Source organism: Xanthomonas sacchari (genome assembly GCF_040529065.1).
Classification (GTDB): Bacteria; Pseudomonadota; Gammaproteobacteria; order Xanthomonadales; family Xanthomonadaceae; genus Xanthomonas_A; species Xanthomonas_A sacchari.
The window spans coordinates 803,937-827,711 of record NZ_CP132343.1; the positions used below are offsets into that span (position 1 = coordinate 803,937).

The 23,775-nt window shown below is 62.9% G+C and carries 20 protein-coding genes; 14 read left to right on the top strand and 6 right to left on the bottom strand.

Translation table 11 applies throughout. The features are described 5' to 3' along the window. Positions 1-109: 109 nt before the first annotated feature. Both RAB71_RS03525 and maiA read left to right on the top strand, forming a co-directional pair. Positions 110-1,099, top strand: a complete 990-nt coding sequence (locus RAB71_RS03525; protein WP_010343830.1) for a fumarylacetoacetate hydrolase family protein — start codon at positions 110-112, stop codon at positions 1,097-1,099. Positions 1,100-1,188: 89 nt separating this feature from the next. Continuing rightward, on the top strand, positions 1,189-1,845 hold the full coding sequence (maiA, locus tag RAB71_RS03530; protein WP_010343831.1) for a maleylacetoacetate isomerase: 657 nt from the start codon (positions 1,189-1,191) through the stop codon (positions 1,843-1,845). Positions 1,846-2,515: 670 nt separating this feature from the next. On the opposite strand, the gene RAB71_RS03535 is transcribed toward maiA, so the two are convergent. Next, positions 2,516-3,655, bottom strand: coding sequence for a PilT/PilU family type 4a pilus ATPase (locus tag RAB71_RS03535; RefSeq protein ID WP_010340231.1), 1,140 nt, complete (start codon positions 3,653-3,655; stop codon positions 2,516-2,518). A 99-nt stretch (positions 3,656-3,754) separates the two neighbouring features. Here RAB71_RS03535 and RAB71_RS03540 point away from each other — a divergent pair, with 99 nt between their 5' ends. From RAB71_RS03540 to RAB71_RS03595, 12 genes are all read left to right on the top strand, one after another. Continuing rightward, the gene (locus RAB71_RS03540; protein WP_010340230.1) at positions 3,755-4,147 is read left to right on the top strand and encodes a DUF4398 domain-containing protein; all 393 of its coding nucleotides are present in this window, start codon (positions 3,755-3,757) and stop codon (positions 4,145-4,147) included. A gap of 17 nt (positions 4,148-4,164) precedes the next feature. After that, positions 4,165-5,037, top strand: coding sequence for an OmpA family protein (locus RAB71_RS03545; protein WP_010340229.1), 873 nt, complete (start codon positions 4,165-4,167; stop codon positions 5,035-5,037). Positions 5,038-5,370: 333 nt separating this feature from the next. Next, positions 5,371-5,589 (top strand): YdcH family protein, encoded by a 219-nt coding sequence (locus RAB71_RS03550; protein ID WP_010340228.1) that lies wholly within the window; start codon positions 5,371-5,373, stop codon positions 5,587-5,589. Positions 5,590-5,779: 190 nt separating this feature from the next. Next, positions 5,780-7,150, top strand: coding sequence for a pyridoxal-phosphate dependent enzyme (locus RAB71_RS03555; protein ID WP_010340227.1), 1,371 nt, complete (start codon positions 5,780-5,782; stop codon positions 7,148-7,150). 82 nt (positions 7,151-7,232) lie between these two features. Next, entirely contained in the window at positions 7,233-8,417 is a 1,185-nt protein-coding gene (locus RAB71_RS03560; RefSeq protein WP_010340226.1) for a cystathionine gamma-synthase, read from the top strand. 24 nt (positions 8,418-8,441) lie between these two features. After that, positions 8,442-9,833 carry a glycosyltransferase family 4 protein gene (locus tag RAB71_RS03565; protein ID WP_029561711.1) on the top strand — a complete coding sequence of 464 codons (1,392 nt, stop codon included), beginning with the start codon at positions 8,442-8,444 and terminating at the stop codon, positions 9,831-9,833. After that, on the top strand, positions 9,821-10,612 hold the full coding sequence (locus tag RAB71_RS03570) for an ABC transporter permease (protein ID WP_029561710.1): 792 nt from the start codon (positions 9,821-9,823) through the stop codon (positions 10,610-10,612). The genes RAB71_RS03565 and RAB71_RS03570 overlap by 13 nt, the downstream gene beginning before the upstream one ends. Further along, entirely contained in the window at positions 10,609-11,853 is a 1,245-nt protein-coding gene (locus RAB71_RS03575; protein WP_029561709.1) for an ABC transporter ATP-binding protein, read from the top strand. The genes RAB71_RS03570 and RAB71_RS03575 overlap by 4 nt, the downstream gene beginning before the upstream one ends. A 47-nt stretch (positions 11,854-11,900) precedes the next feature. Continuing rightward, positions 11,901-13,355: a methyltransferase domain-containing protein gene (locus RAB71_RS03580; protein ID WP_081481865.1), complete on the top strand. Its 1,455-nt coding sequence runs from the start codon at positions 11,901-11,903 to the stop codon at positions 13,353-13,355. Beyond that, entirely contained in the window at positions 13,348-14,268 is a 921-nt protein-coding gene (locus RAB71_RS03585; protein ID WP_010340221.1) for a GDP-mannose 4,6-dehydratase, read from the top strand. Before RAB71_RS03580 ends, RAB71_RS03585 begins: the two co-directional genes overlap by 8 nt. Beyond that, positions 14,265-15,233 carry a GDP-mannose 4,6-dehydratase gene (gene gmd / locus RAB71_RS03590; protein WP_010340220.1) on the top strand — a complete coding sequence of 323 codons (969 nt, stop codon included), beginning with the start codon at positions 14,265-14,267 and terminating at the stop codon, positions 15,231-15,233. The genes RAB71_RS03585 and gmd overlap by 4 nt, the downstream gene beginning before the upstream one ends. A 52-nt stretch (positions 15,234-15,285) precedes the next feature. Next, positions 15,286-17,751 carry a glycosyltransferase family 1 protein gene (locus tag RAB71_RS03595; protein WP_234006606.1) on the top strand — a complete coding sequence of 822 codons (2,466 nt, stop codon included), beginning with the start codon at positions 15,286-15,288 and terminating at the stop codon, positions 17,749-17,751. A gap of 606 nt (positions 17,752-18,357) precedes the next feature. Here RAB71_RS03595 and RAB71_RS03600 read toward each other — a convergent pair. The 5 genes from RAB71_RS03600 to RAB71_RS03620 are packed head-to-tail and all read right to left on the bottom strand — an operon-like array spanning position 18,358 to position 23,774. Further along, positions 18,358-20,328, bottom strand: coding sequence for a hypothetical protein (locus RAB71_RS03600; protein WP_234006605.1), 1,971 nt, complete (start codon positions 20,326-20,328; stop codon positions 18,358-18,360). 49 nt (positions 20,329-20,377) lie between these two features. After that, the gene (locus RAB71_RS03605; RefSeq protein ID WP_010340217.1) at positions 20,378-20,782 is read right to left on the bottom strand and encodes a GtrA family protein; all 405 of its coding nucleotides are present in this window, start codon (positions 20,780-20,782) and stop codon (positions 20,378-20,380) included. Then, positions 20,779-22,077, bottom strand: coding sequence for an NAD(P)/FAD-dependent oxidoreductase (locus RAB71_RS03610; RefSeq protein WP_010340216.1), 1,299 nt, complete (start codon positions 22,075-22,077; stop codon positions 20,779-20,781). The genes RAB71_RS03605 and RAB71_RS03610 overlap by 4 nt, the downstream gene beginning before the upstream one ends. Before the next feature lie 22 nt (positions 22,078-22,099). Beyond that, entirely contained in the window at positions 22,100-23,044 is a 945-nt protein-coding gene (locus RAB71_RS03615; RefSeq protein ID WP_010340215.1) for an NAD(P)-dependent oxidoreductase, read from the bottom strand. Between the two features lies 1 nt (position 23,045). Further along, the gene (locus tag RAB71_RS03620; RefSeq protein WP_010340214.1) at positions 23,046-23,774 is read right to left on the bottom strand and encodes an SDR family oxidoreductase; all 729 of its coding nucleotides are present in this window, start codon (positions 23,772-23,774) and stop codon (positions 23,046-23,048) included. Between the last annotated feature and the right edge of the window lies 1 nt (position 23,775).

Genomic DNA, 23,775 nt, shown 5'->3' on the forward strand with positions numbered 1-23,775 from the left:
GCAGTGTACCTGAATTGGCGCGCTGCACAAAATGCGGGTCCGTTTCAGTTGAAACCAAGCCGCTGTCTGGCCGTACAATCGCCCGCTCAGCCCCCAGCACTGGACGGACATGAAGCTAGGTTCCCTGAAGGAAGGCGGTCGCGACGGCACCCTGATCGTCGTGTCCCGCGATCTGACCCGCGCGGTGCGCGCCACCGGCATTGCGCCGACCCTGCAGCGCGCGCTGGAGGACTGGAGCAACCTCGCCCCGCGCCTGAACGCCCTGTCCGAGTCGCTCAACGACGGCAGCGCTGACGGCCAGTTCGACCTGGACATGGCGGCCCTGGCGGCGCCGTTGCCGCGCGCCTACGAGTTCCTCGACGGCAGCGCCTACCTGCCGCACGTCGAACGCGTGCGCCGCGCGCGCGGCGCCGAGGTGCCGGAGAGCTTCTACACCGACCCGCTGATGTACCAGGCGGTCAGCGCCGGTTTCTACGGCCCGCGCGATGCGGTCAAGGTGGTCAGCGAGGACTACGGCATCGACCTGGAGGCCGAGATCGTGGTGGTCACCGACGACGTGCCGATGGGGGTGACGCCGGCGCAGGCCGCCGCGCACATCCAGTTGATCGGCCTGGTCAACGACGTGTCGCTGCGCAACCTGATTCCGCCGGAACTGGCCAAGGGCTTCGGCTTCGTGCAGTCCAAGCCGCGTTCGGCGCTGTCGCCGGTGTTCGTCACTCCCGACGAACTGGGCGAGGCCTGGCGCGACAACAAGGTGCACCTGCCGCTGCTGACCCACATCAACGGCACCTGGTTCGGCGCGCCGGAAGCCGGCGAGGACATGCAGTTCGATTTCGCGCAGCTGGTCGCGCACGCGGCCAAGACCCGGCCGCTTGCGGCCGGCGCGGTGGTCGGCTCGGGCACCATCGCCAACCAGGACACCGCGCGCGGCGCCTCCTGCCTCGCCGAGCAGCGCACCGTGGAAACCCTGCGCGACGGCAAGCCGAGCACGCCGTACATGTCCTTCGGCGACGTGGTGCGGATCGAGATGCTGGACCGTGACGGAGTGAGCATCTTCGGCGCGATCGAGCAGCGCATCGAGCAGGCGCCGCTGCCCTGACCCGGCCGGCGGCGGTGCCGGGGCGACCGGCGGCGCCGCAGCCCAGGTGTCCACCGGTATCGTTGTCGATTGCGCAGACGGAGGCGGGCATGGACGAGGCACTGCAGCTCTACACCTACTGGCGCTCCAGCGCCGCGTATCGGGTGCGCATCGGGCTGGAGCTGAAGGGGCTGGCCTACCAGTCGTTGCCGGTGCATCTGGTGCGCGACGGCGGGCAGCAGCACTCGCCGGAATATGCGCGGCTGAATCCGCAGGAACTGGTGCCGACCCTGTGCCACGACGGCCAGCCGATCCGCCAGTCGCTGGCGATCCTGGAGTACCTGGACGAGCGCTGGCCGGAGCCGCCGCTGCTGCCGGATGCGCCGATCGACCGCGCCCGCGTGCGCGGCCTGGCGCAACTGATCGCCTGCGACATCCACCCGCTCAACAACCTGCGCGTGGCGCAGTTCTTCGAGAGCGCCTGGAACGTGCCGCAACCCGAGCGCGAGGAGTGGATGCGGCACTGGATGCAGGTCGGCTTCGACGCGCTGGAGCAGTTGCTGGCCGAGTCGCCGGATACCGGCAGTTTCTGCCACGGCGAGCAGCCGGGCCTGGCCGATTGCTGCCTGGTGCCGCAGCTGTACAACGCGCGCCGTTTCGGCGTGGACCTGCAGGCCTATCCGACCCTGGAGCGGATCGAGCGCGCCTGCCTGGCCCTGCCGGCCTTCGACGCGGCACGTCCGGAACACCAGCCGGACGCACAGTGAAATTCGCCGTGTCGTAGGAGCGGCTTCAGCCGCGACCGGTCTGCCGATATACGCGATCGGCCGAAGTTGCCGCCATGCCTGCCGACCCGCGGCGACCGCCGCTGGATCCCCGGTCCGCCGTTGCCGCCGACGCTGCGGGACAGCGCGACTGGCGTCTGCGAACGCCCGCTCGCGGCTGAAGCCGCTCCTACGAGGTCGCTTCCACAGGCGCTTGCGGCAAACTCGCTGGGTGCACTGTGGGAGGGACTTCAGTCCCGACGCGCAGTTGCGTGGGCGTGGCGTTTGTCTCGAAGGGCGACCCGCGGCGACCGCCGCTGGATCCTCCGGTCCGCCGTTGCCGCCGTCGCTGCGGGACCGGTGCGACCAAGCGTCTGCGAACGCCCGGTCGCGGCTGAAGCCGCTCCTACGAGGTCGCTTCCACGCGCGCTTGCGGCGAACTCACTGGGTGCACTGTGGGAGGGACTTCAGTCCCGACGCGCAGCAGCCTGGACGTGGCATTGGCCCCGGAAAGGGCGACCCCGCGGCGACCGCCGCTGGCCCCCCCGGTCCGCCGTTGCCGCCGTCGCTGCGGGACCAGTGCGACCAAGCGTCTGCGAACGCCCGGTCGCGGCTGAAGCCGCCCCTGCGCACCTATTCCTGCATAAGCGCCGCATTGCTTGCGGCGATGCTCTCAGACGAAGCCGTGGGTGATGCGCGGCGCGGCGCTGGGGCCGCTGTCGTAGTCGGCGTAGGGGTCGTGTTCGCCGCTGCCGCCTTCGGACAGGCGGAACTTCAGGGCCAGGCCGTCGCGCGAGTCGGCCGCGCGCAGCGCTTCCTCCTGCTCGATCTGGCCCTGCTTGACCATGCGGAACAGGCACTGGTCGAAGGTCTCCATGCCGTCCTCCAGCGACTCCTCCATCGCCTGCTTGATCTCGTGGACCTGCCCGCGCCGCAGCAGGTCGCGGATCATCGGCGTGTTCAGCAGCACTTCCGAGGCCGGCCGGCGGCGGCCGGTGTTGTCCTTGACCAGACGCTGCGAGATCACTGCGCGCAGGTTCAGCGACAGGTTCATCAACACGTTCTTGTGCGCGCTCTCGGGGAAGAAGTTGAGGATGCGCTCGATGGTCTGGTCGGCGTTGTTGGAGTGCAGGGTGGCCAGACACAGGTGCCCGGTCTCGGCGAAGGCAATGGCCGCCTCCATGGTCTCCGCGTCCAGGATCTCGCCGATCAGGATCACGTCCGGCGCCTCGCGCATTGCGTTCTTCAGCGCGTTGTGGAAGGCGTGGGTGTCCAGGCCCACCTCGCGCTGGTTGACGATGGACATCTTGTGCTTGTGCAGGTATTCGATCGGGTCCTCGATGGTGAGGATGTGCCCGGTGGTGGTGCTGTTGCGGTAGTCGATCATCGACGCCAGCGAGGTGGACTTGCCCGAGCCGGTCGAGCCGACCACCAGGACCAGCCCGCGCGGGGTCATGATCACGTCCTTGAGCACCTGCGGCAGGTGCAGCTCCTCGATGCTGGGGATCTTGCTGCGGATCGCGCGGATCACCATGCCGACCTCGCCGCGCTGCTTGAACACGTTGACGCGGAAGCGCCCGGCGTCCTGCAGGGCGATGGCCATGTTCAATTCCAGCTCCCGCTCGAACTGCGGCACCTGGCCCTCGTCCATCAGCGAATAGGCGATCTTCTTGACCATGCCCGGCGGCAGGCCGGTGGCGCCGAGCGGGTACAGCTTGCCTTCGATCTTGATATAGACCGGTGCTCCTGTGGTCAGGAACATGTCCGAGGCGTTCTTTTCGGTCATCAGCTTCAGGAAATAGCCGATATCCATGCGCAATGGTTCCCCAACAATCCGCAATCGCCCGTTGCAAGCGCGCCACAGGCTTCCGACAATGGCCGTGATCGACGTCTCCGTCCACGGCCCCCCTAGATGAAAACTAGCTTCGCACACTTCCGTTGTCAGCAGTATGTGATGGCCTGCGCATTGGCGTTGTTCGCCGCGCCGGCCGCGTTCGCCCAGGTGGCCTCGCCGGAGTTGCTGGCCGCGCAGCAGGCGGTGCAGCGTGCGATCCAGGCCGATGCCGACCAGTACGCGCCGGACCTGCTGGCCAGCGCCCGCCAGGGCCTGGAGCAGGCGCAGCAGGCCGAACTCGACCGCCGCCAGCGCAAGACCGCGCCGCAGCTGGCGCTGCGCGTGGCCGCCGATGCCGACCTGGCGCGCGCGCGCAGCGAGGAGGCGGTGGCCAATGCGCAACTGAAGCAGCGCCAGGCCGAGGTGGCCCAACTGCAACAGACCCTGGGCACCGGGGAGGGCCGTCCATGAGCCGCGCCCTGCACGGAATGCGCCGCCTGGCCCTGCTGGCGTTGCTGCTGGCGCCGCTGGGGGCGATGGCCGCCGACGACCCGGAACTGGCCGTGCTCAACCAGCGCCTGGTGGCACTGCAGGCCGATCCGCTGAACGCCGATGTCGCCGCCTACGAACGCCTACAGGCGCAGCAGGCGGTGGCCAACTTCGCCAACGCCAAGCGCAAGGAGCGCGACGAGGCGCGCTACCTGGCCGAGCGCCGGGTCGAGATCGCCGAGACCATGGCCCGCGCTGAAATCGCCCGGCGCCAGGTCGACCAGTTGGAGAAGACCCGCAGCGACCTGCTGATCGAGGCCAGCCGCCGCGAGGCCGCGCGGGCTCGTCAGGAAGCCGAGCGCCTGCGCGTGCAGGCGCAGATCCAGGCCGAGGAAGCCGAGAATCTGCGCCAGGCCGCCGAGGCCGAACAGGCGGCGCGCGCGGATGCCGATGCGGCCCTGGCCAGCGTGGCCGGACAGCAGACCGCCAAGCTCAGCGCCGCGCAGCAGAAGTCGGCCAAGCTGGCGCGCGAGGAGGCCGAACTGGTCGCCGGCACCAAGCTGCCGGCCTCGCGCTTCGAGACCCGCGGGGAGGTCTTCACCTTCTCCGGCGCGGCCTTCGGCGCCGGCAAGGCGGCGCTCTCGGGCGACGCCACGAACCAGGCCAAGGCCCTGTCGCAATACCTGCAGATCAGCAAGGGCAAGGTGCGGATCGAGGCCTACGACACCGACGCCGGCGTGGCCCAGAAGCGCGCCGATGCCTTGCGCGCGGCGCTGGTCAGCGGCGGCGTGCCCGCCAACCGGATGCAGGCGGTTGGCAAGAAGGGGGCGTCGACCAAGGCCCGCTCGGCCGAAGTTGTGATCGCGCCCTAAGTGCGTCGTGCCCTGCGCCCAGGCGTTTAACGGGGTTTTTCCCTGGGCCTGAGCGCCGAGCAACTGAATGCGGCAAAGCGGGCCTGCTTCTCTTGTCCGCGACGGTAGGGAAGCGTAGGGTCGGTAGTCCAGGCGGCACTCCCGCCGCCTGGTGCCAACGGAGGAGTCCGAGCCGATGACGCAGTGGCGCGCACCGCAATCCGACGTCGCAGGAACCGCGGTTCCAGGCGTTGTGGCGGTGCAGCCGGCGGCTCGCGCGCTTCCGCTCCCAGGCAACGCCCCGTGCCGCAGCGGCCGGGGCGTTCTTGTTTCCAGCTGAAGGAGGCTATTCCTATGTTCGAAGGGCAACCGCAGACCGAAATCGACGCGTTGATCAAGTCCGATCCGGAGTTCAAGCAGCTCTACCAGCGCCACAAGACCTTGGACAAGAAGTGCATGGACGCCGAGCTCGGCGTGCTGCCGATCGACGATGTCACCCTGGCGCAGATGAAGCGCGAAAAGCTCGCCGCCAAGGAAAAGCTGCTGCGCCTTTACGAGCAGAAGCCGCACTGACCGTACTATTCCCTCTTGTCGCGGGCGGTGGCTGGCCTCCTCGTCGGCTTGCCACCGTCCGCGTCATCCCCTCCGAAAGCCGCGACCGCGGCTTTTTTCGTCCCTGCGGCGCGCATTCTCTGACTTTCCCTCCCCGAGCGCGGATAATGCCCGGTCCAGCCGCTGCCGCGGCGCGACGCATTCGGACCCGATGGCCATTCACTCCTCCGTACTCGACCTGATCGGCGACACCCCCATCGTCAAGGCCAGCAAGCTCGACACCGGTGTGTGCGAGCTGTACCTGAAGCTGGAAAGCGCCAATCCCGGCGGTTCGATCAAGGACCGCATCGGCCTGTCGATGATCGAGGCGGCCGAGCGCCGCGGCGACCTCAAGCCCGGTGCGGTGCTGGTCGAGGGCACCGCCGGCAATACCGGCATCGGCCTGGCCCTGGTCGCCCAGCAGAAGGGCTACAAGCTGATCCTGGTGGTCCCGGACAAGATGAGCCGGGAGAAGATCTTCAACCTCAAGGCGATGGGCGCCGAGGTGGTGCTGACCCGCTCCGACGTGGCCAAGGGCCACCCCGAGTACTACCAGGATCTGGCCGCGCGCATCGCCGCCGAGACCCCGGGGGCCTACTTCATCAACCAGTTCGGCAACCCCGACAACCCGGCCGCGCACGAGTTCGGCACCGGCCCGGAGATCCTGCGGCAGATGGACGGCCGGCTGGACGCGATCGTGTTCGGCTGCGGCAGCTCCGGCACCATGACCGGCCTGTCGCGCGCCTTCGCCGCCGCCTCGCCGCACACCGAACTGGTGCTGGCCGATCCGGTCGGCTCGATCCTGACCGAGTACATCGAGCAGGGCACGGTCAGCGAGAAGTCCGGCAGCTGGCTGGTGGAGGGCATCGGCGAGGACTTCCTGCCGGCGATCTCCGATTTCAGCCGGGTCAAGAAGGCCTATTCGATCAGCGACGCCGAGAGCTTCCACACCGCGCGCGAGCTGCTGGCCAAGGAGGGCATCCTCGGCGGCTCCTCCACCGGCACCCTGCTGGCGGCGGCGTTGAAGTACTGCCGCGCGCAGACCGAACCCAAGCGGGTGCTGGTGTTCGTCTGCGACACCGGCAACAAGTACCTGTCGAAGATGTACAACGACTACTGGATGCTGGACAACGGCTTCCTGGAGCGCCCGCAGCACGGCGACCTGCGCGACCTGATCCTGCGCCCGTACAGCCAGCGCGACACCGTGGTGGTCGGCCCCAAGGACCTGCTGACCACCGCCTACCAGCGCATGAAGCTGTACGACGTGTCGCAGCTGCCGGTGATGGAAGGCGACCAACTGGTCGGTATCGTCGACGAAAGCGACGTCTTATTGCATGTATATGGCGACGAAGCGCGGTTCCGCGACCCCGTGGCCACGGCGATGGTTAGCAAGCTCGACCGGCTCGACGTCAAATCGCCCATCGAGGCCCTGCTGCCGGTGTTCGACCGCGGCCAGGTCGCCATCGTGATGAACGAGGGCGCCTTCCTGGGCCTGATCACCCGGATCGACCTGCTCAACTACCTGCGCCGCCGGGTGCAGTAATCCCTGCGGTCGGCGCGGCCCCGCTGCATGGGGCCGTTCAGACCGCGCTGCTAGAATCACGCCCCTTTTCCGGTAACCCTTCATGACGGACAACACGTCGAACCCCCATGGCGACAGCGCTGCGCTGGCGCTGGCGACCCTGGCCATCCATGGCGGACAGCACCCGGACCCGACCACCGGCGCGGTGATGCCGCCGATCTACGCGACCTCCACCTACGCCCAGTCCAGCCCCGGCGAGCACCAGGGCTTCGAGTACTCGCGCACCCACAACCCGACCCGCTTCGCCTACGAGCGCTGCGTGGCGGCCCTGGAGGGCGGCAGCCGCGGCTTCGCCTTCGCCTCCGGCATGGCCGCCACCGCCACGGTGATCGAGCTGCTGGACAGCGGCAGCCACGTGATCGCGATGGACGACCTGTACGGCGGCAGCTACCGGCTGTTCGAGCGCGTGCGCAAGCGCACCGCCGCGCTGGAGTTCGGTTTCGTCGATCTGACCGACCCGGCTGCATTCGAGGCGGCGATCCGCCCGACCACCAAGATGGTGTGGATCGAGACCCCGACCAATCCGATGCTGAAGATCGTCGATATCGCGGCGATCGCCGCGATCGCGCGCAAGCACGGCTTGCTGGTGGTGGTCGACAACACCTTCGCCTCGCCGCTGCTGCAGCGGCCGCTGGCGCTGGGCGCGGACATCGTGGTGCATTCGGCGACCAAGTACCTCAACGGCCACTCGGACATGGTCGGCGGCATGGCCGTGGTCGGCGACAACGCCGAGCTGGCCGAGCAACTGGCCTTCCTGCAGAACTCGGTGGGCGGCGTGCAGGGCCCGTTCGACAGCTTCCTGGCCCTGCGCGGGCTGAAGACCCTGCCGCTGCGCATGCGCGCGCACTGCGACAACGCCCTGGCGCTGGCGCAGTGGCTGGAAACGCACCCGGCGGTGGAGAAGGTGATCTACCCGGGCCTGCCCTCGCACCCGCAGCACGCCCTGGCCGGCCGGCAGATGGCCGGCTACGGCGGCATCGTCTCGATCGTGCTCAAGCGTGGCTTCGGCGCGGCCAAGCGCTTCTGCGAACGCACCCGCCTGTTCACCCTGGCCGAATCGCTCGGCGGCGTCGAAAGCCTAGTCAACCATCCTGCGGTCATGACCCATGCCTCGGTGCCGGTCGCGCGGCGCGAGCAGCTCGGCATCAGCGATGCGCTGGTGCGGCTGAGCGTGGGGGTGGAGGATGTGGGGGATTTGCGCCACGACCTGGAACGCGCGCTGACATGAGCGCGTGGCGGTGGAGCCCCTCCGGTGAATGATCTTCGCCGGCGCGGGCCGAAAGGCCTGCTATTGCTCAATCTATCTGCCTGGATCAGGCAGCGTAGCGGGCTGGGCGTGCTTTATCGTAAGTTGCCACTTTCCTGGCGTGTTGGCGCCGCTCGGCTGCTGTCGGCACCGTCCGCCGAGAGCGCGCGTTTCGCGCGTACGCCTGCATGGGATATCCCGTTACCATCGGTGGTCGCTGGCCCAGTCGCACCGACGCAGGCGGCTGCTGGCCCGGGGGTGAATATTCTTGGCTATGTCCGAGGACAGTTCGGCCTGGGCGAGAGCCTGCGCATGTACGCGCGGGCGCTGATCGAGGCTGGGGTGCCGGTGCGCTTGTTTGATATCGACCTGGGCCTGCCGCATGGTTGGGACGACCACAGTTTGGATGCGTGGATTGGCGATAATCTGCCATATTCAATCAGTATTATGTTTGTTAATCCGGATTATCTGGAGCGCGCACTCGAGCTCGTGGGCGTCGAGCGTCTCTCGGGAAAATATTTGATAGCCTGCTGGTTCTGGGAGCTTCAGCGCGTCCCGGAGGCTTGGCTTCCCGCAATTGGCTTGGTCGACGAAATCATGGTCGCCAGTCGCTTCATTGAAGATGCATTCTCCAGGATCACTGACAAGCCGATCTTGCGCGCACCCCAGCCATTGTCGGCCATTGGCGACAGCGGTCTGCAACGCGCAGATTTTGGGCTTGAAGAAGGCAAATTCATCTTCCTGACGACCTTCGACTTCAACTCCTGGGTTGAGCGCAAGAATCCCTATGCCGCGATTGCGGCGTTCAAGCATGCGTTTCCAAAGGGGCGTGATGATGTACGCCTACTGGTGAAATCCAGCAATGGCTATCGTCACCAAGATTGGTTTCGGCGCTTGCTCAACGAGGCGGCGACCGACCCGCGGATCATCGTGCGCGACGAAGTGATTGATCGCGCTCATGTTTATGCCTTGCAGCGCTGCTGCGATGCGTATGTCTCGCTGCATCGGGCCGAGGGCTTCGGTTTGGGGTTGGCGGAGTGCATGGCGATGGGTAAGCCGGTGATTGCGACAGCCTGGTCGGGTAACCTGGACTTCATGGAGACGGGCAACGCGATGCTTGTGGGATATCGGCTCGTGCCCGTGCGCGAGGGCGAGTATCCACACGAGCCAGGCGATGTTTGGGCCGAACCCAGCGTGGAAGAGGCGGCCGCGTTCATGCAAAGGCTTGCCGACAACCCAGCCGAAGCAATGGAAATCGGGCGGCGTGCGGCGAAGTCCGTTGGTGCACTTCTTTCGCCGCAGCGCGCTGCCCTCGCCATCGAGACTCGCTTGCGCGAACTTGCCGCCGGTCCGGCGATACATTCTTATTACGATACGGATACCTCATGTCATCATTGATTGCGGCAGCATGGCGTTACCGGGGCTTCATCGCCTCGTCGATCGCCAACGATTTCCGCTCCAGGCTTGCACGTAGCAAGCTGGGCACCCTCTGGATCGTGCTGCAGCCATTGGCGCAGGCATTGATTTTCGCGGTCGTGCTGTCGAATGTCCTCGCGGCCAAGCTGCCTGGCGTCGACAATCGCTTCGCTTTCGCGGTGTACCTGCTTTCTGGTCTCTTGTGCTGGTCCGCTTTCGCCGAGATCGTGCAGCGTTGCCTCACCGTTTTCATCGACAATGGCTCGCTGCTCAAAAAGATGCAGTTTCCGCGGATCAGTTTGCCGTTGGTCGCGGTCGGTTCGGCACTGGTCACGAACGTCGCCTTGCTCGCCGTCATCTTGGTGCTGGTGCCGATCTTGGGCGTCTCGCTGACACCGGCGCTGCTGTGGTTGCCCTTGTTGCTGCTGATCAACGTCGCATTGGCGACCGGAGTCGGCCTGCTCCTCGGTACGCTCAACGTGTTTGCACGCGACATCGGCCAGATCATGGCGGTGGTGATGCAGTTCTGGTTCTGGATGACGCCGATTGCGTATCCCGCACAGGTCGTTCCTGAAAGGTTCCAGGCGATCCTGCGACTCAATCCTGTCGCCGCACTGGCGACTGGATACCACGACATCTTCCTTTATGGTCGTGCGCCGCAGAACTCGCTTGTCTATCCGGCCGTTTGTGCATTGGTCGCACTGGCGCTTTCGTTTTTCGTTTTTCGGCGCGCTTCGGCCGAGATGGTGGATGCGCTATGAGCAATTCGGTACTGGTAGTCGATGGAGTGGGAAAGTGCTACCGAAGTTACGGGAGCGAGTTGCAGCGCTTCGCCAGTTGGTTCGGCATTCCCGTCAAGCCGCAGTCCGAGCATTGGGTGCTGCGGAATATCTCTTTCCGGATTGGACGCGGCGAAGCCGTTGGTCTGGTCGGACAGAACGGCGCTGGCAAGAGCACATTGCTCAAGATCATCACCGGGACAGTCCGCCCAAACGAAGGTTCAGTGATGGCCACGGGGCGCATTTCGGCGCTTCTGGAGCTTGGACTGGGCTTCAATGCAGAACTGACCGGTCGTGAGAACGCCCGCCATGCTCTCGGCCTGATGGGGACATCGAGCCATGAAATTGAATCGATGCTCGAATCGATCGAGGAGTTTGCCGAGGTTGGCGAGTACTTCGACCAGCCGATCCGTGCCTACTCGAGCGGCATGCAAATGCGCGTGGCCTTCAGTGTGGCGACTGCTGTGCGGCCGGAGACCCTGATTGTCGACGAGGCGTTATCGGTCGGAGACTCGTACTTCGTACACAAGTGCTTCAAGCGGATACGTGAGTTTCGTGAGGCCGGCACGACGTTACTGATTGTTTCCCATGATCCTGGAGCCATTCAGGCCTTGTGCGATCGCGCGCTGTTGATCGAGGGGGGGCGGCTGATCAAAGATGGCGATCCGCAGGAAGTCATGGATTACTACAACGCCCTGATTGCCGAAAAGGAAAATAAGAGCGTCAGGACTGCAAGTACCGATGACGGTCGTACGGCGACCGAATCGGGCACTGGCGAGGCAGTGTTTGAGTCGATTCAACTTCTCGACGAGGCGGGTGATCCAGTTGAGTATGTTGGCGTGGGCGATGCGGTGACCCTGCGCTACAAGATTCGCGTTCACGAGCCTATCGACCGGCTCGTGCTCGGCTACATGATCAAGGATCGTCTGGGCCAGCCGGTTTTCGGCACGAATACCCACCACACCGGCCAGACTCAAGAGCGGCTGCAGGCGGGGGATCAATTAATCGCCGAGGCGCGCTTCCCTATGAACCTAGGCCCTGGGACGTACTCGGTCTCTGTGGCGTTGGCTAGCGCCGAAACCCATTTGGTCAAGAATTACCATTGGCGCGACTTGGCCTTGGTGTTCAATGTCGCCAATATCCGCCACGATACCTTTGTTGGTACTGCCTGGATTCCACCAATCCTGTCGATCGAAGTCCCGCGCGGAGAGCACTTGCCGTGACGTCGCAGCCGAAGCCCGTTGTCACCTCCCCGCCAGCGCTGATGGAAATGAGCGTGGGCGAGATCCTGCGGAAGATCAATACGGCCGTACTCAGAAAAACGGCAACCGGAGTCACCGGCGTCGATTCCCTGTTTTGGCCGGAAAACTTTGAAATATGGACTGCGGCGGCACCCGCAACGCCGCCGCGAGAAGTCTATGAGGTGGCCGACCTGCTTTCCCAGGACGATGCCGACTTCGTCAGCAATGCGTATCGTGTGCTGTTGCGTCGTGCGCCGGACTCGGCCGGGTTTCTCGGGAATATCGAAGCGATACGTCGAGGTGCGCAGACCAAGCTGGAAGTCATCGCCTCGCTGCGCTTTTCGCCCGAAGGCATGGCTGTCGGCGTACCAGTACGTGGGTTGCGTCTTGCCTGGTTGCTGCATCGCTGGAAGCGCAAGCCGCTGGTGGGTCCCATTCTCTCCTGGGCATATGAGCTGCTCTGCCTAGGGCGTCGCGGAAAGCAATTGGACTGGCTGGAGGTGCGCGGAGCGCGCGAGGTTCATCGATTGGGGCGGCACGTCAATCATGTCGTCCTTGAGGCGGGTGGCCGCCTTGAGGCGATCGAGCATGAGCTCTCTGCGTTGCGGGAGGCTCGCAAGGCGCTGGAGATTCTGGTGCAATCCAACGTGTCCTCGCTTGTCGAGATTGCAAGTTTTGCGCGAGAGCTGCCCGCTCGCCTGGAGCGTGATCAGGCAATCCTGTCGCGTCTGGAGGCGCGCGAAGGCCAACTGGCTGAGGAGGAAGCGCGGCGTGCCGCTCTTGCGCCACAGTTGGACGCGCTCTATTCATCTTTCGAAGATCGTTTCCGTGGACCCGAGTCGCTGATTCAGGCGCGTGCACGTCCCTATTTGCAGTTCGTTCGCGAGTGCGGCGCGGGGACGTTGGAGGCCCCAGTCATCGACGTTGGCTGTGGGCGTGGGGAGTGGCTCGCGTTGTTGCGTGACGAAGGACTGCATGCGCGCGGCGTCGACCTCAGTTCACGTTTCGCCAATGATGCGACGGCGCGAGGTTTGGATGTGATCGAAGGGGATGCAGTCGACGTGCTCCGTGCCATGCCTGCGGGCAGCGTTGGCGCGGTCACCTCGATGCACTTGGTCGAGCACTTGCCATTTGACCGTGTTGTGGAGTTCCTTGACGTGTGTCGTCACGTGTTGCGGCCCGGCGGCCTGCTGATCCTGGAAACGCCGAATCCCGAGAATCTGGATGTGGCGACGATCTATTTCTACATGGATCCCACCCATCGCAATCCACTGCCGCCAGAGATGTTGCGTTGGGTCGTCGAGGCGCGTGGTTATCCGGATGCAAGAATCGAGCGGCTCAGCGAGGCGCGCGAGTTGAGCGCCCCCTCTCTGCTTCCCGACGCGCTGCCTGGATCGCCCTCTGTCAACAGCCTCATCGCACGCACGCACGTCGCTCCCGACTATGCGATCGTTGCCCATCGTGGGGAAAATTCACATGAATGATGTTCGCAAGAAGCTTCTTGTCACCGGTGCCGGCGGGTTTGTCGGAAAGCATCTGCTGGATGCCGTGGCTCATGGGTACTTTGGTGATGTCGAGGCCGTGCCGTTGCAGGCCGGAACCGACTTGCGCGATATGGCCGCAACCGAAAGTGCATTGGGTGACGCGTGCCCTGATGCGGTAATCCACCTCGCTGCACAGAGCTTCGTACCGCAGTCGTTCGACGACCCTGAGGAGACGCTGCAGATCAACTTGATCGGCACGCTGCATCTGCTTCAGGCACTTGCTCGAAAAGGCTTCACCGGGCGGTTCTTGTATGTCAGCTCCGGTGACATCTACGGGCGCGTGCCCGAGTGCAATCTCCCTGTCGACGAGGCGCTCCTGCCAGAGCCCCGCAACCCGTATGCCGTCAGTAAATGGGCCGCCGAGCAACTCTGCCTGCAGTGGCACCGCAGCGAAAAGCTCGACGTGGTGATTGCGCGCCCATTCAATCACGTGGGCGCTGGCCAAAATGATCGTTTCGTGCTTTCTTCTCTCGCCAGGCAGGTGGTCGCCATTGCTGCGGGGCGGCAGCCTCCGGTGATCGAAGCTGGGGATATCGATACGACGCGCGATTTCAGCGATGTGCGCGATGTCGTCTCGGCCTATGCTTCTTTGCTGGCGCGTGGCAAGTCCGGCGAAACCTATATTGTTGCGTCTGGCGTAGAGCGCCGCGTTCGCGATTTGCTCGTTGAAATGTGCCGTCTCACCGGCATCGAAGTGGAAGTCCGCCAGGACCCCGCCAAGATGCGACCGGCCGAGCAGAGGCGCATGGTGGCCAGTTCGGCAAAACTCCAGCGCGATACCGGCTGGGCTCAGGCTTTCGACATACAATCAACGCTGTCTGAAATTCTCGAACATGCAAGGAAAAATCAATGAGTAAGAACGCTCTGATCACTGGGATCACCGGCCAGGATGGTGCCTACCTATCCCGGCTTTTGCTGTCCAAAGGCTACAAGGTGTATGGCATCCTTGCCCGGCGCAGCAGCGACACGCTGTGGCGCCTGCGCGAATTGGAGATTGCCAATGATGTCGTCCTGCTCGATGGCGATCTGACGGACCTGTCGTCGCTTATTCGCGCCATGCATGTGTCCAAGGCCGATGAGGTTTACAACCTTGGTGCCCAGAGCTTCGTGGGGTCGTCTTGGCAGCAGCCGATTCTGACGGCCCAGGTCGATGGAGTTGGCGCGCTCAACGTGCTTGAGGCCGTGCGCATTGTCAATGACAAAGCCCATTTCTACCAGGCATCCACCAGCGAGATGTTTGGCCTGATCCAGGCCGAGATGCAGAGCGAGTCGACGCCCTTCTATCCGCGCAGCCCATACGGCGTTGCGAAGTTGATGGCGCACTGGGCGACGGTGAACTACCGCGAGAGCTTTGGAATGCACGCTTCGAGCGGCATCCTTTTCAACCACGAGTCCCCGCTGCGGGGTATTGAGTTCGTGACCCGCAAGGTCACCGACGCCGTGGCTCGGATCAAGCTGGGCAAGCAGCGCGAACTGCGCCTTGGTAATATCGACGCGAAGCGAGATTGGGGCTTTGCCGGAGACTACGTCGAGGCGATGTGGCTGATGACGCAGCAGGAGGAAGGTGGCGACTATGTGGTTGCCACCGGCCTCACCACGACGGTGCGCGACATGTGCAAAATCGCCTTTGGCCACGTAGGCCTGAACATGGACGATCACTTGGTGATCGACGAGAAGTTTTTCCGTCCGGCCGAGGTGGACGTGCTGCTCGGAAATCCTGGTAAGGCGATGGAGAAGCTTGGTTGGAAGCCCAAGACCTCCCTGGAACAGCTGATCACAATGATGGTGGACGCGGATATGCGTCGACTCTCCATCTGAACGACTGAGTAGGGGGAGTACGGTGCGTCTTGCTATCGACATGCAGGCGTGCTTGACCGATTCTCGCGATCGCGGCATCGGCAGGTATGCTGACAACTTAGTTGCCGAAATGGTGCGTCAGCGTCAGGACGACGAGATCCTGTTGGCGCTTGATGGCGCGGACCCTTCGCGTCTGCGTCAAGCGCGATCGCGCCTGCGCCATCAGTATGTGCGTGCGGCAACGACAGTGATGCACTACCCCACAAACGCTTTTGTCGATCATGATGCGCTGCGGATGCAAAGTGCCGCTCGTCTTCGTGGCAGATTCTTCGAATCATTGGGTGTGGATGCACTGTTGCATACCAGCCACTTTGAAACGCGTGGCAGCTACACAACCGCAATTGACTGGGCTGCGGATCCACGACCCGGAACGGCAGTCATTGCATACGATGTGATACCGCTGCTTTACCCCGATCGTTATCTTGAGCCGGATCCGTTCTTAGCTGAATGGTATCCGCGCAAGTGTGAGAGTTTCAGTAAATTCGATTGTTTTTTGTCCATCTCACAAGCGACACGTGTAGATTTGATCGAGCAACTGGGTATTTCTCCAGAAAAGATTCACGTAATCAATGCCGGACTCGATCCGGACATGCTTGCCATTGCGCAGGCCGATTTACCTGTGGATGAGACTATCTTGGCGCGTCGGGGCATAGACGCGCCCTTCGTGCTGATGGTCGGCAACGGGGACTGGCGCAAGAACACCATGGGAGCGGTCGAGGCGTTCGCACGGTTGCCGCGTAGCCTCCAGAAGAAATATCTGCTTGTACTCACCCAAGTCGGTACGGATGTCAAAGAGGCGCTCGCAGGGGCCTTCTCGCAGATAGCGCCGCGGGTGCGCGTGCTTGGCCGGGTCGACGATGTCGAGTTAGCGACATTGTACCGGGCGTGTCGAGTGTTCTATTTTCCTTCGTTTTATGAGGGCTTTGGTCTTCCTGTGCTTGAGGCAATGGCGTTTGGTGCGCCTGTTTTAAGTGCCAACACAGGCAGTCTGCCTGAAGTCGTGCATGATCCGCGTTGCCTGTTCGACCCGCACGACATCGACGCGGCTGCATCGCTTCTTGAAGCCGCGCTGGAAGATGTGGCCTTTCGCGAGGTGTTGGTTTCCGGCGTCAAGGCTCATGCTTGGAAGTATGACTGGACGTCCTGTGCTGAAACCGCGCTCACGGCGATGCGGACTCTGGCAGGCGAAGCGAAGGCGGCGCAGCCTCAGTTTGGAAAGGTCGACGAGTTCGACCGCTTGCGAGTGACGCAGGACGACATCGATGCCTGGTCAGAGCTTCTTATTGCTGCGCCCGATGCGGGCGGCTCTTTGGAGGGAAGCCTGACAGCTGCGGCTGCGCGAGGTCGGCGCCGAATACTAGTTGATGTCAGCGAGGTGGTGAGACTGGATGCACGCAGCGGCATTCAGCGTGTTGTCCGCAATTATTGCGCCGGCCTTCACGCGCTAGCTGAAGATGCTCAGGTGGAGGTTCAGCCTATTTGCTGGACTGAGCACGGCATCCTATACGCAAGTGACTACGCCTCCAGCCACTTGGGTATGCCAATTGACACGGTCAACGCCGGCATGCGAGTTGCGGTGAAGCCGAACGATCTGCTGTTGATGCTCGATTCGTCGTGGTGGAGTCCGGAACGATTCGATGCCCTGCACGCCCAGGTGGCGGCTGCAGGCGGCGAGGTGGTCTGGATGGTCTACGATCTGATCCCCTTGCTGGTGCCACACACCTGCGATCCTGGCATGCCGCCGGCGTTCCGGAGATGGCTTGAGCATGCTGCCGCCACTGCGGATGGATTTGTCTGCATTTCTGAGGCGACGCGGCAGGATCTTGAGCGCTTCCTGGATGAGCAGCCTGCTCATCCGGTGGCAAGACCCTGGACGCGTGCTATGCACCTGGGCAGCGATCTGGAGTCTGGCCAGGTCGTCGGCCAGGCTTCAGAAACGATTGCTTCGCTGCTGGAAGGATTAGGGGCCAGACCGCTGGTCCTGGCAATTGGTACGGTCGAACCGCGTAAGGACTACGCCACTATCCTTGCTGCCTTCGAAAAAGTGTGGGCACGTGGCGGTGATGTCGCGTTGGCCATCGTCGGCAAGCATGGATGGAATGTCGAAGAGCTTGTGCTGCAACTCAAATCGCATCCGCAATTGGGCACGCGACTTTTCTGGTTGCAGGGAGTTTCCGATACGGACCTTCACCATTTGATGGACAGGGTGGACGTCTTGGTTCAGGCGTCGATCGCGGAAGGGTTTGGTTTGCCCGTGGTAGAAGCAGGTAGTCGCGGCAAGCCGCTTTTGCTCAGCGATCTCGACGTTTTCAAGGAGATCGCGGGCGAGGAGGCAAGCTACTTCCCGGTAGGCGATGCAGAGGCGCTGGCAGCTGAAATCGAACGCGGTGTGGCTGATGGGTGGAAGGTGCCGGCCAATATCCGGACTTTGACGTGGCGCGAATCTTCGCGTGGATTGATGGAGAAGTTGCTGTATTAGAGCGCGCCTTGGCGCTAGAGGAGCCGCCCGGTACTCCTTTTGAATTTCCGTTCGGCTCGTAGCCATTCCCGGAGGAATGGCCGCGAGAAGGATTACCCGACAACCGTGCTCGGATGTAAATCGACGGCCGGGACAGAGCTTCGCTTCGCCGTTGGGTCGGTTAATCGCTCTTCCATCACGGCGCTGTTGTAGAGCTGGCGCCGGTCGGTCATGTCATCAAACACCATATTTTTTCACAAGGTGCTGGGACGCTTCATTATGCATCCATGACATGGTGTTCTTGCGAGCCGCGCTAATAACAGGCGCTATTTACTGTCGATAGATTCGAGCAGCGCCCCACCTGAGCAATGTGCCGCCGGCATTGACGATTGGAAAATCCAATTCCTACCCGAAATGTGGTCTGCATGAACGGAATGGATGCAGTTTTTCCACCATCAGTTTTCTGGGTGATGCCCTTCCGAAAGCTATCCGATTGTCATATCAGATCCAGATGAACCCTGCCTGGCATGCATGGCGCCCTTTTGCTGAGCAAGTAGGTCATCTGGCTCGTCAGGCAAATAACGTCGGCGGCGATCGCAAAAGCAGGCGCCGCCGACGTCGCGTTACTCAGTGGACTGGCTCGATAGCGAGTCGCTGCAATGCAAAGCCGAGTTGTCGCCCATCCCCGCCAATCCCAGCGGAAACAGGGCTAAACGCATTTGGCGTTCTGATTTCGAGGGTGCACAAGTCACAATCAAGTGTGGTTTCCACGGAAGCGGAACCCTTCAGCGCAGCAGAGTAGATCCGCTTACCAGATAGCAGGACTTCAACCTGTTGCTCCTTGATGTTTCCTCCTAGGAAGGGCGCAACTTGTAAGGTCATGCGATCGCCTCGATGCGCTTTGAACTGCAGGGCGGCGCCATTTCCCAGGGAGTAAACGAAATCGCCTGTCGGTTCAGTGGTTGAAAACGAAGCGATAGAACAGTCCCTAATAGCCTCGCCGATGGCGTGGTCTCCTGCGTACATTTTTTGTGCCATTGCTGGTACGCAGAATGCATCTAGGTTGAGCGGCGATTGCTTCGGGGGATTCTCCCCGCTGCGCGGATTGATGAATATGGGGCTGGAAACCGTGTTGAGCGATAAAAGATCAAGGGAGTGCTGTTTCCCGAACATGAACTCCCAGTCGCGGTTCACGTAGACCGATGCGCCTTCACGGACCAGCTCAAGCACCAGTGCGGTCGTCATGGGCCATGACTCAGTTGTCACATCAACGAGCACGGTTTTCCCCTTCGCGGAGGGCATGATCTGAGACGGAAGCGTATATGTTTCCGCGCTCGAGAATGCCGGGTGGGGTTTGTAACTTAAGATAATGAAAACCCCAGCAAGCAAAAAAACTGCGGGCGCGATGGGTTTCGCGTACTTCTGTAGTAGCGCTGCAGCTCCTTCCATGATCAGGAAGAAGCTGATGGCGACCAAGGCGTAGACATAAAACGAGTTGAATTCATAGAGAGGGCCTGTAATACGCGTGGCCCAGAATATGGACATGACCAATGCGATCACAGCGGCGAGTGCCACATTCCTGTACCCGTGAGTTCGCTGACGCAGGGGGCCAAAGAGAATCGCTAGAGCGGAGAGGCACAGAAAAACAGCTGCAGGCCACGCGCTTGCTAATGTGACATTGTTGCTTGCGGCGGCCTCTGGATACGCATCAAACAGCCAGAAACCCAGGATGTAGCGCAGGGCGGAAGGAAAAGATGGGCACGGATCTTGGTTGGCGTGTAGGTAGGCAAGAACTTCCTGGATGTTGGATGGCCTTACAAAAATTGCGTTAATGAGAATGGGGAGCGCAAAAACAAACGCCATCACAAGCAGCCACGTCAGCGTCCGAGCATGCTGTCGCCAATTCCTACCCGTGCTCAGGATCCAGCCGACGGTTCCATAAGCGGCGACGGGAACGACCAGCGCCGCCTGCGCTATGTGTCCATGCACGCAGAATCCGAAGGCAAGCGCCAGTGCGATCAGACCCGAATCCTTTCCCCTAGATGCTGCGGCTGCTGCAATCACCAACAGAAGAAACGGCCCGAACAGAACGTGAGGCGGCCAGATGCTTGAGAGACTTCCAAAGGTCGTCAGGCCCAGGACGATGATGACAGCCAGTACCAAGGTGCTTGCAGCCCTCTTGGAGTCGCACACCAGCGCACAGAGGCTGGCCGAGAGGGCAACAAAAAAGCTCTGCAGGAGTATGCCAGCCAGGACATGCGCTTGATGCGGGCTGTTTACCAAGTGCAAAAGCTTGAAAAAGGCCAGTTCACCGAGCGCATAGACGTAGAAGAATGCCGGGCCAGGGTGGTGGAAGTGCCAGCGAGAATAGTTTCCCAGCAGCTCCTTCAACGCTCCTGCGTTGGCAATCTGCAGGCCATTCGCCGCGAAGTCGCCGGATTCAAGGACTGCGGGGCCAAAAAGGAACTGGAATGTTCCGACGAACTGGGTGCACAGGATCACCACGAACGCGGTAAAGAAGATCATCCGCAGATCTGGCTTGGTCAAGCTACTTGTGGGTGGCCCTTTGGGGAAAAGGAGGGCATTGGTATATTTCATGAGCATCGTATTTATAATATCCGTGAAGGGCGAATTCAACGAGGCGCGTTCATTGCGGTGAGGCGATCTTGAAGCTCAGATGCTTGTGCCCAATAAAGCTCGTGAAGATGGGTGTGATCACGCCCACGGCGTGTGCAACGGCTTCGGGATAAAAATTGAACCCGACCGATGGGAAAAGCCAGCGTGCCAGCAGCAAGCTGATCGCGATCGTCTGCAAGATGGCGAGTATGTTCACGGTCACGAACCAGAACGCCTGCTTATGCAGCGCGTTTCCCGCTTTTTTGAACACGAACTGGCGGTTAAGCACGAACGCGATCGTCATGCCAATCAGGTAGGCCAGCGCGATAGCGGGGACATAAGCGAGCCAATGGCTCAGGAGGATTCGCGAGGAAAAGTTGGCCGCGGCAGCAATGCCTCCCACGACCACAAAGCCGATGAACTGACGACTGATCATGCCTGCGACAGCGCCGTTCGCGCGAGCTGGCTCCCTACTGCAATGCTCTCATTGATCGAGCGATCTTCCGGGTAGTAATACGCCGTATCGGCCATGTAGAAGCCCTGCAGCGGCGTCTTCATCGGCGGCAGCATGTCCTGGAAACCAGGCGGGCAGATGGTCTGCGCGTACTCGTAGCGATGGCAATGGGTGGCGCGGATCCACTCCGGCTTGAAGTCCGGATTGATCATCGGCAGGTAGCTGATGACCTCGTCGATCAGTTGCTGGTTGCTCCACTGCCACTTCGGGTGGGTCTTGGGCATGTAGTAGGGCGCATACACGATGTGCTCGCCCGGACCCTTGCCGGGGTTGAGGTTGCTGTACTCGATCAGGCCGGGGATGGCGATCCGCTCGTCGCTGATGTTCATCCAGAAGTTCTCGCTGACCGGCTTGGACAGCTTCAGGATCACGCAGGCGACCGGGATGTTCTCGATCGCGGCGACCTGGTCGGCGAAGGCCGTGGGCAGGCCGGGCACCATGCCGGGCACGTACTGGATCGGGGCCGTCGATACCACGCCGTCATAGGCATGATGGCCGTCGCGGGTGCGGATGCCGGTGACCTTGCCGTCGACCGAGGCGACTTCCTCGATCGGCTGCGACAGCAGGATGCGTCCGCCCAGGCGCGTCACTTCTGCGGCCATGCGCTCCAGCAGCACGGCCGAGCCGCCCTCCAGATAGCCCATGCTTTCGTTGAACAGGTTGCGTCGCGACAGCGCCACGCGCTTGATGCGGGTGCCAATCCACGACGCGGACAGGTCGTTCTGGTATTCGAAGAACTTCAGTGCGAAGGCCTTCTCCCACATCACCTTGTAGGCCTTGGGGCCGATCCAGCGGGTGATCCAGTCGCGCGCGTTCTCCTTGTCCAGCGCGGTCCAGTCGCTGATGCCCTTGGTGTGCATGACGTGCAGGGCGTAACGGATCTTGTCGACCAGCCCCAGGTGCGGGAAGCCGAGCAGCGCGAACGGCGTGCCCCACTTGTGCAGCTTGCCCTGGTAGTAGTAGCCCATCTTGGTGTCCGTCCAGTGCAGGCGGTCGGACAGCTTCAGGTCCTCAAGCAGCTTGAACAGCGGGAAATCGGTCTTGCAGATGAAGTGGTAATAGCGCTCGATGCGCAGGCCGTCGAAGTCGAAGTCCGCGGACATGCCGCCGATGCGGTCGTCGCGTTCGTAGACGTCGACCTGGTGGCCCTTCTTCAGCAGTTCCATGGCAGCCATCAGGCCCATGGGGCCGCTGCCGACGATCGCGAATGTACTCATGGTTCTGGTCTCGTATGACGGGTCAGCGCTTGAGCACGATGTGGCTGTAGCGCGGGTCGGTATAGCTTTCGCGGATCGCGTCTTCGAACGGCGTCTGGCGCACGCCGAACACCGCTTCGGTATCGACGCCCTTGAAGTCGTCGCCGGCGCTCAGCGCCTTCAACTGGTCGGCGGTGAACGGCGGCTTGGAGCTGAAGAGCGAATACACGCGCAGCAGGAAGGCGAAGAAGCCGATCGGGATATGCACGATCACGGTGTGCAGTTTCTTGACCCGCTTGATCGTCTTGATGATGTCGACGTAGTCCACCCGGGTGTCGCCGACGATGTCGTAGACATCGCCGTCGGGTTCGCGCTCGATGCACTTGGCGATGCAGCGGCAGAAGTCGCGCTCGTACAGCGGCTGGCGCATGAACCGGCCATCGCCCGGAATCGGGAACACCGGGGTCTTGGCCATGAAGCGCGACAGCCAGCCCAGGTGCTTGGGATCGAACCAGCCGAACATCAGGGTCGGGCGCAGCACGCAGTGGCGCAGGCCGCTGGCGACCACCATCTCTTCCTGCGCGCGCTTGGTGTTGGTGTAGTCGTCCTTGGCCACCGAGTTCACCACCGAGGAGCTGATGTGCACCAGGTACGGCACCTTCGCCGCGCGGCAGGCATCGAGCACGTGCGCGGTCGCGGTCAGGTTGTTGCGGGTGAACAGGTCGGTGGTCTTGCCGGTGATCTGTGCGTGCAACTGGGCCACGCACGCCGCGCCCTCGAATTCGCGCGCCCAGTCGCCAGGCTCGGCCAGATCCGCCTCGACCACGCGCACGGCCGGATGCAGTTCGCGCAGGATCTGCAGGTTATGCGCATGCTTGTCGATCGCCACCAGCTGGGTGTAGCCCTGCTGCTCCAGTTCGACGATCAGGTTCTGGCCGACCAGGCCCGCGGCGCCGGTGATGACGATCTTGGCGTGTTTGTCGGTCATGTCAGAGCTTGATCCTGCGGAAGACGAATTCGGGAATGGATTTGATGACGAACATGATCGCCCACCAGAAACCGGGCAGGTAGGCGACCGCGCGGCGGCCGTCCACCGCGCGCAGGATGCCCTTGGCGATCTGGTCGGGCTTGGCCCACAGCGCGCCCTTCTTGAAGGCGGCGGTCATTGGCGTATCGACGAAACCCGGCTTGATCGTGAGCACGTTGATGCCCTCCGGGCGCAGGCGCTGGCCGAGGCCGCTCAGGTAGGCGCTGACCGCGGCCTTGGCGCTGCCGTACAGGTAATTGCTGGCGCGGCCGCGGTCGCCGGCCACCGACGAGATCACCGCCAGCGTCGCGCCCGTGCGCAGGCGCGGTACCAGTGCGGCGCACAGGGCGATGGTCGCGGTGCCGTTGGTGGCGAACTCGCGCATCGATAGGTCGACCGAGGCGTCGCACGCGGCCTGGTCGGGCAGCGTGCCGTGGGCGATCAGCACCACGTCCACGCCACCCAGCGCGGCCCAGGCGGCATCGAAGGCCGCCGCATGGCCGGCGCTGTCGTTGACGTCGAGCACGCCGACGCTGGCCTTGCCGCCGCGCGCCGACAGGTCCGACGCGATCGCGTCCAGGCGCGCGGCCTGGCGGCCGAGCAGGTGGAGGGCCGCGCCGCGCGCGGCGTAGTGCCGGGCGGTGGCCTCGGCGATGGCCGAGGTGGCGCCGATGATGAGGACGCGTTGCATG

Excerpts from the sequence above, each read along its gene's own strand:
- RAB71_RS03525 (WP_010343830.1), top strand. The coding sequence starts at position 110 with ATGAAGCTAGGTTCCCTGAAGGAAGGCGGTCGCGACGGCACCCTGATC.
- RAB71_RS03585 (WP_010340221.1), top strand. The coding sequence starts at position 13,348 with ATGAATGATGTTCGCAAGAAGCTTCTTGTCACCGGTGCCGGCGGGTTT.
- RAB71_RS03605 (WP_010340217.1), bottom strand. The coding sequence starts at position 20,782 with ATGATCAGTCGTCAGTTCATCGGCTTTGTGGTCGTGGGAGGCATTGCT.
- RAB71_RS03560 (WP_010340226.1), top strand. The coding sequence starts at position 7,233 with ATGACGGACAACACGTCGAACCCCCATGGCGACAGCGCTGCGCTGGCG.
- RAB71_RS03575 (WP_029561709.1), top strand. The coding sequence starts at position 10,609 with ATGAGCAATTCGGTACTGGTAGTCGATGGAGTGGGAAAGTGCTACCGA.
- RAB71_RS03610 (WP_010340216.1), bottom strand. The coding sequence starts at position 22,077 with ATGAGTACATTCGCGATCGTCGGCAGCGGCCCCATGGGCCTGATGGCT.
- RAB71_RS03545 (WP_010340229.1), top strand. The coding sequence starts at position 4,165 with ATGCGCCGCCTGGCCCTGCTGGCGTTGCTGCTGGCGCCGCTGGGGGCG.
- RAB71_RS03540 (WP_010340230.1), top strand. The coding sequence starts at position 3,755 with ATGAAAACTAGCTTCGCACACTTCCGTTGTCAGCAGTATGTGATGGCC.
- RAB71_RS03620 (WP_010340214.1), bottom strand. The coding sequence starts at position 23,774 with ATGCAACGCGTCCTCATCATCGGCGCCACCTCGGCCATCGCCGAGGCC.
- RAB71_RS03550 (WP_010340228.1), top strand. The coding sequence starts at position 5,371 with ATGTTCGAAGGGCAACCGCAGACCGAAATCGACGCGTTGATCAAGTCC.
- RAB71_RS03535 (WP_010340231.1), bottom strand. The coding sequence starts at position 3,655 with ATGGATATCGGCTATTTCCTGAAGCTGATGACCGAAAAGAACGCCTCG.
- gmd (WP_010340220.1), top strand. The coding sequence starts at position 14,265 with ATGAGTAAGAACGCTCTGATCACTGGGATCACCGGCCAGGATGGTGCC.
- RAB71_RS03615 (WP_010340215.1), bottom strand. The coding sequence starts at position 23,044 with ATGACCGACAAACACGCCAAGATCGTCATCACCGGCGCCGCGGGCCTG.
- maiA (WP_010343831.1), top strand. The coding sequence starts at position 1,189 with ATGGACGAGGCACTGCAGCTCTACACCTACTGGCGCTCCAGCGCCGCG.
- RAB71_RS03570 (WP_029561710.1), top strand. The coding sequence starts at position 9,821 with ATGTCATCATTGATTGCGGCAGCATGGCGTTACCGGGGCTTCATCGCC.
- RAB71_RS03600 (WP_234006605.1), bottom strand. The coding sequence starts at position 20,328 with ATGAAATATACCAATGCCCTCCTTTTCCCCAAAGGGCCACCCACAAGT.
- RAB71_RS03580 (WP_081481865.1), top strand. The coding sequence starts at position 11,901 with ATGAGCGTGGGCGAGATCCTGCGGAAGATCAATACGGCCGTACTCAGA.
- RAB71_RS03555 (WP_010340227.1), top strand. The coding sequence starts at position 5,780 with ATGGCCATTCACTCCTCCGTACTCGACCTGATCGGCGACACCCCCATC.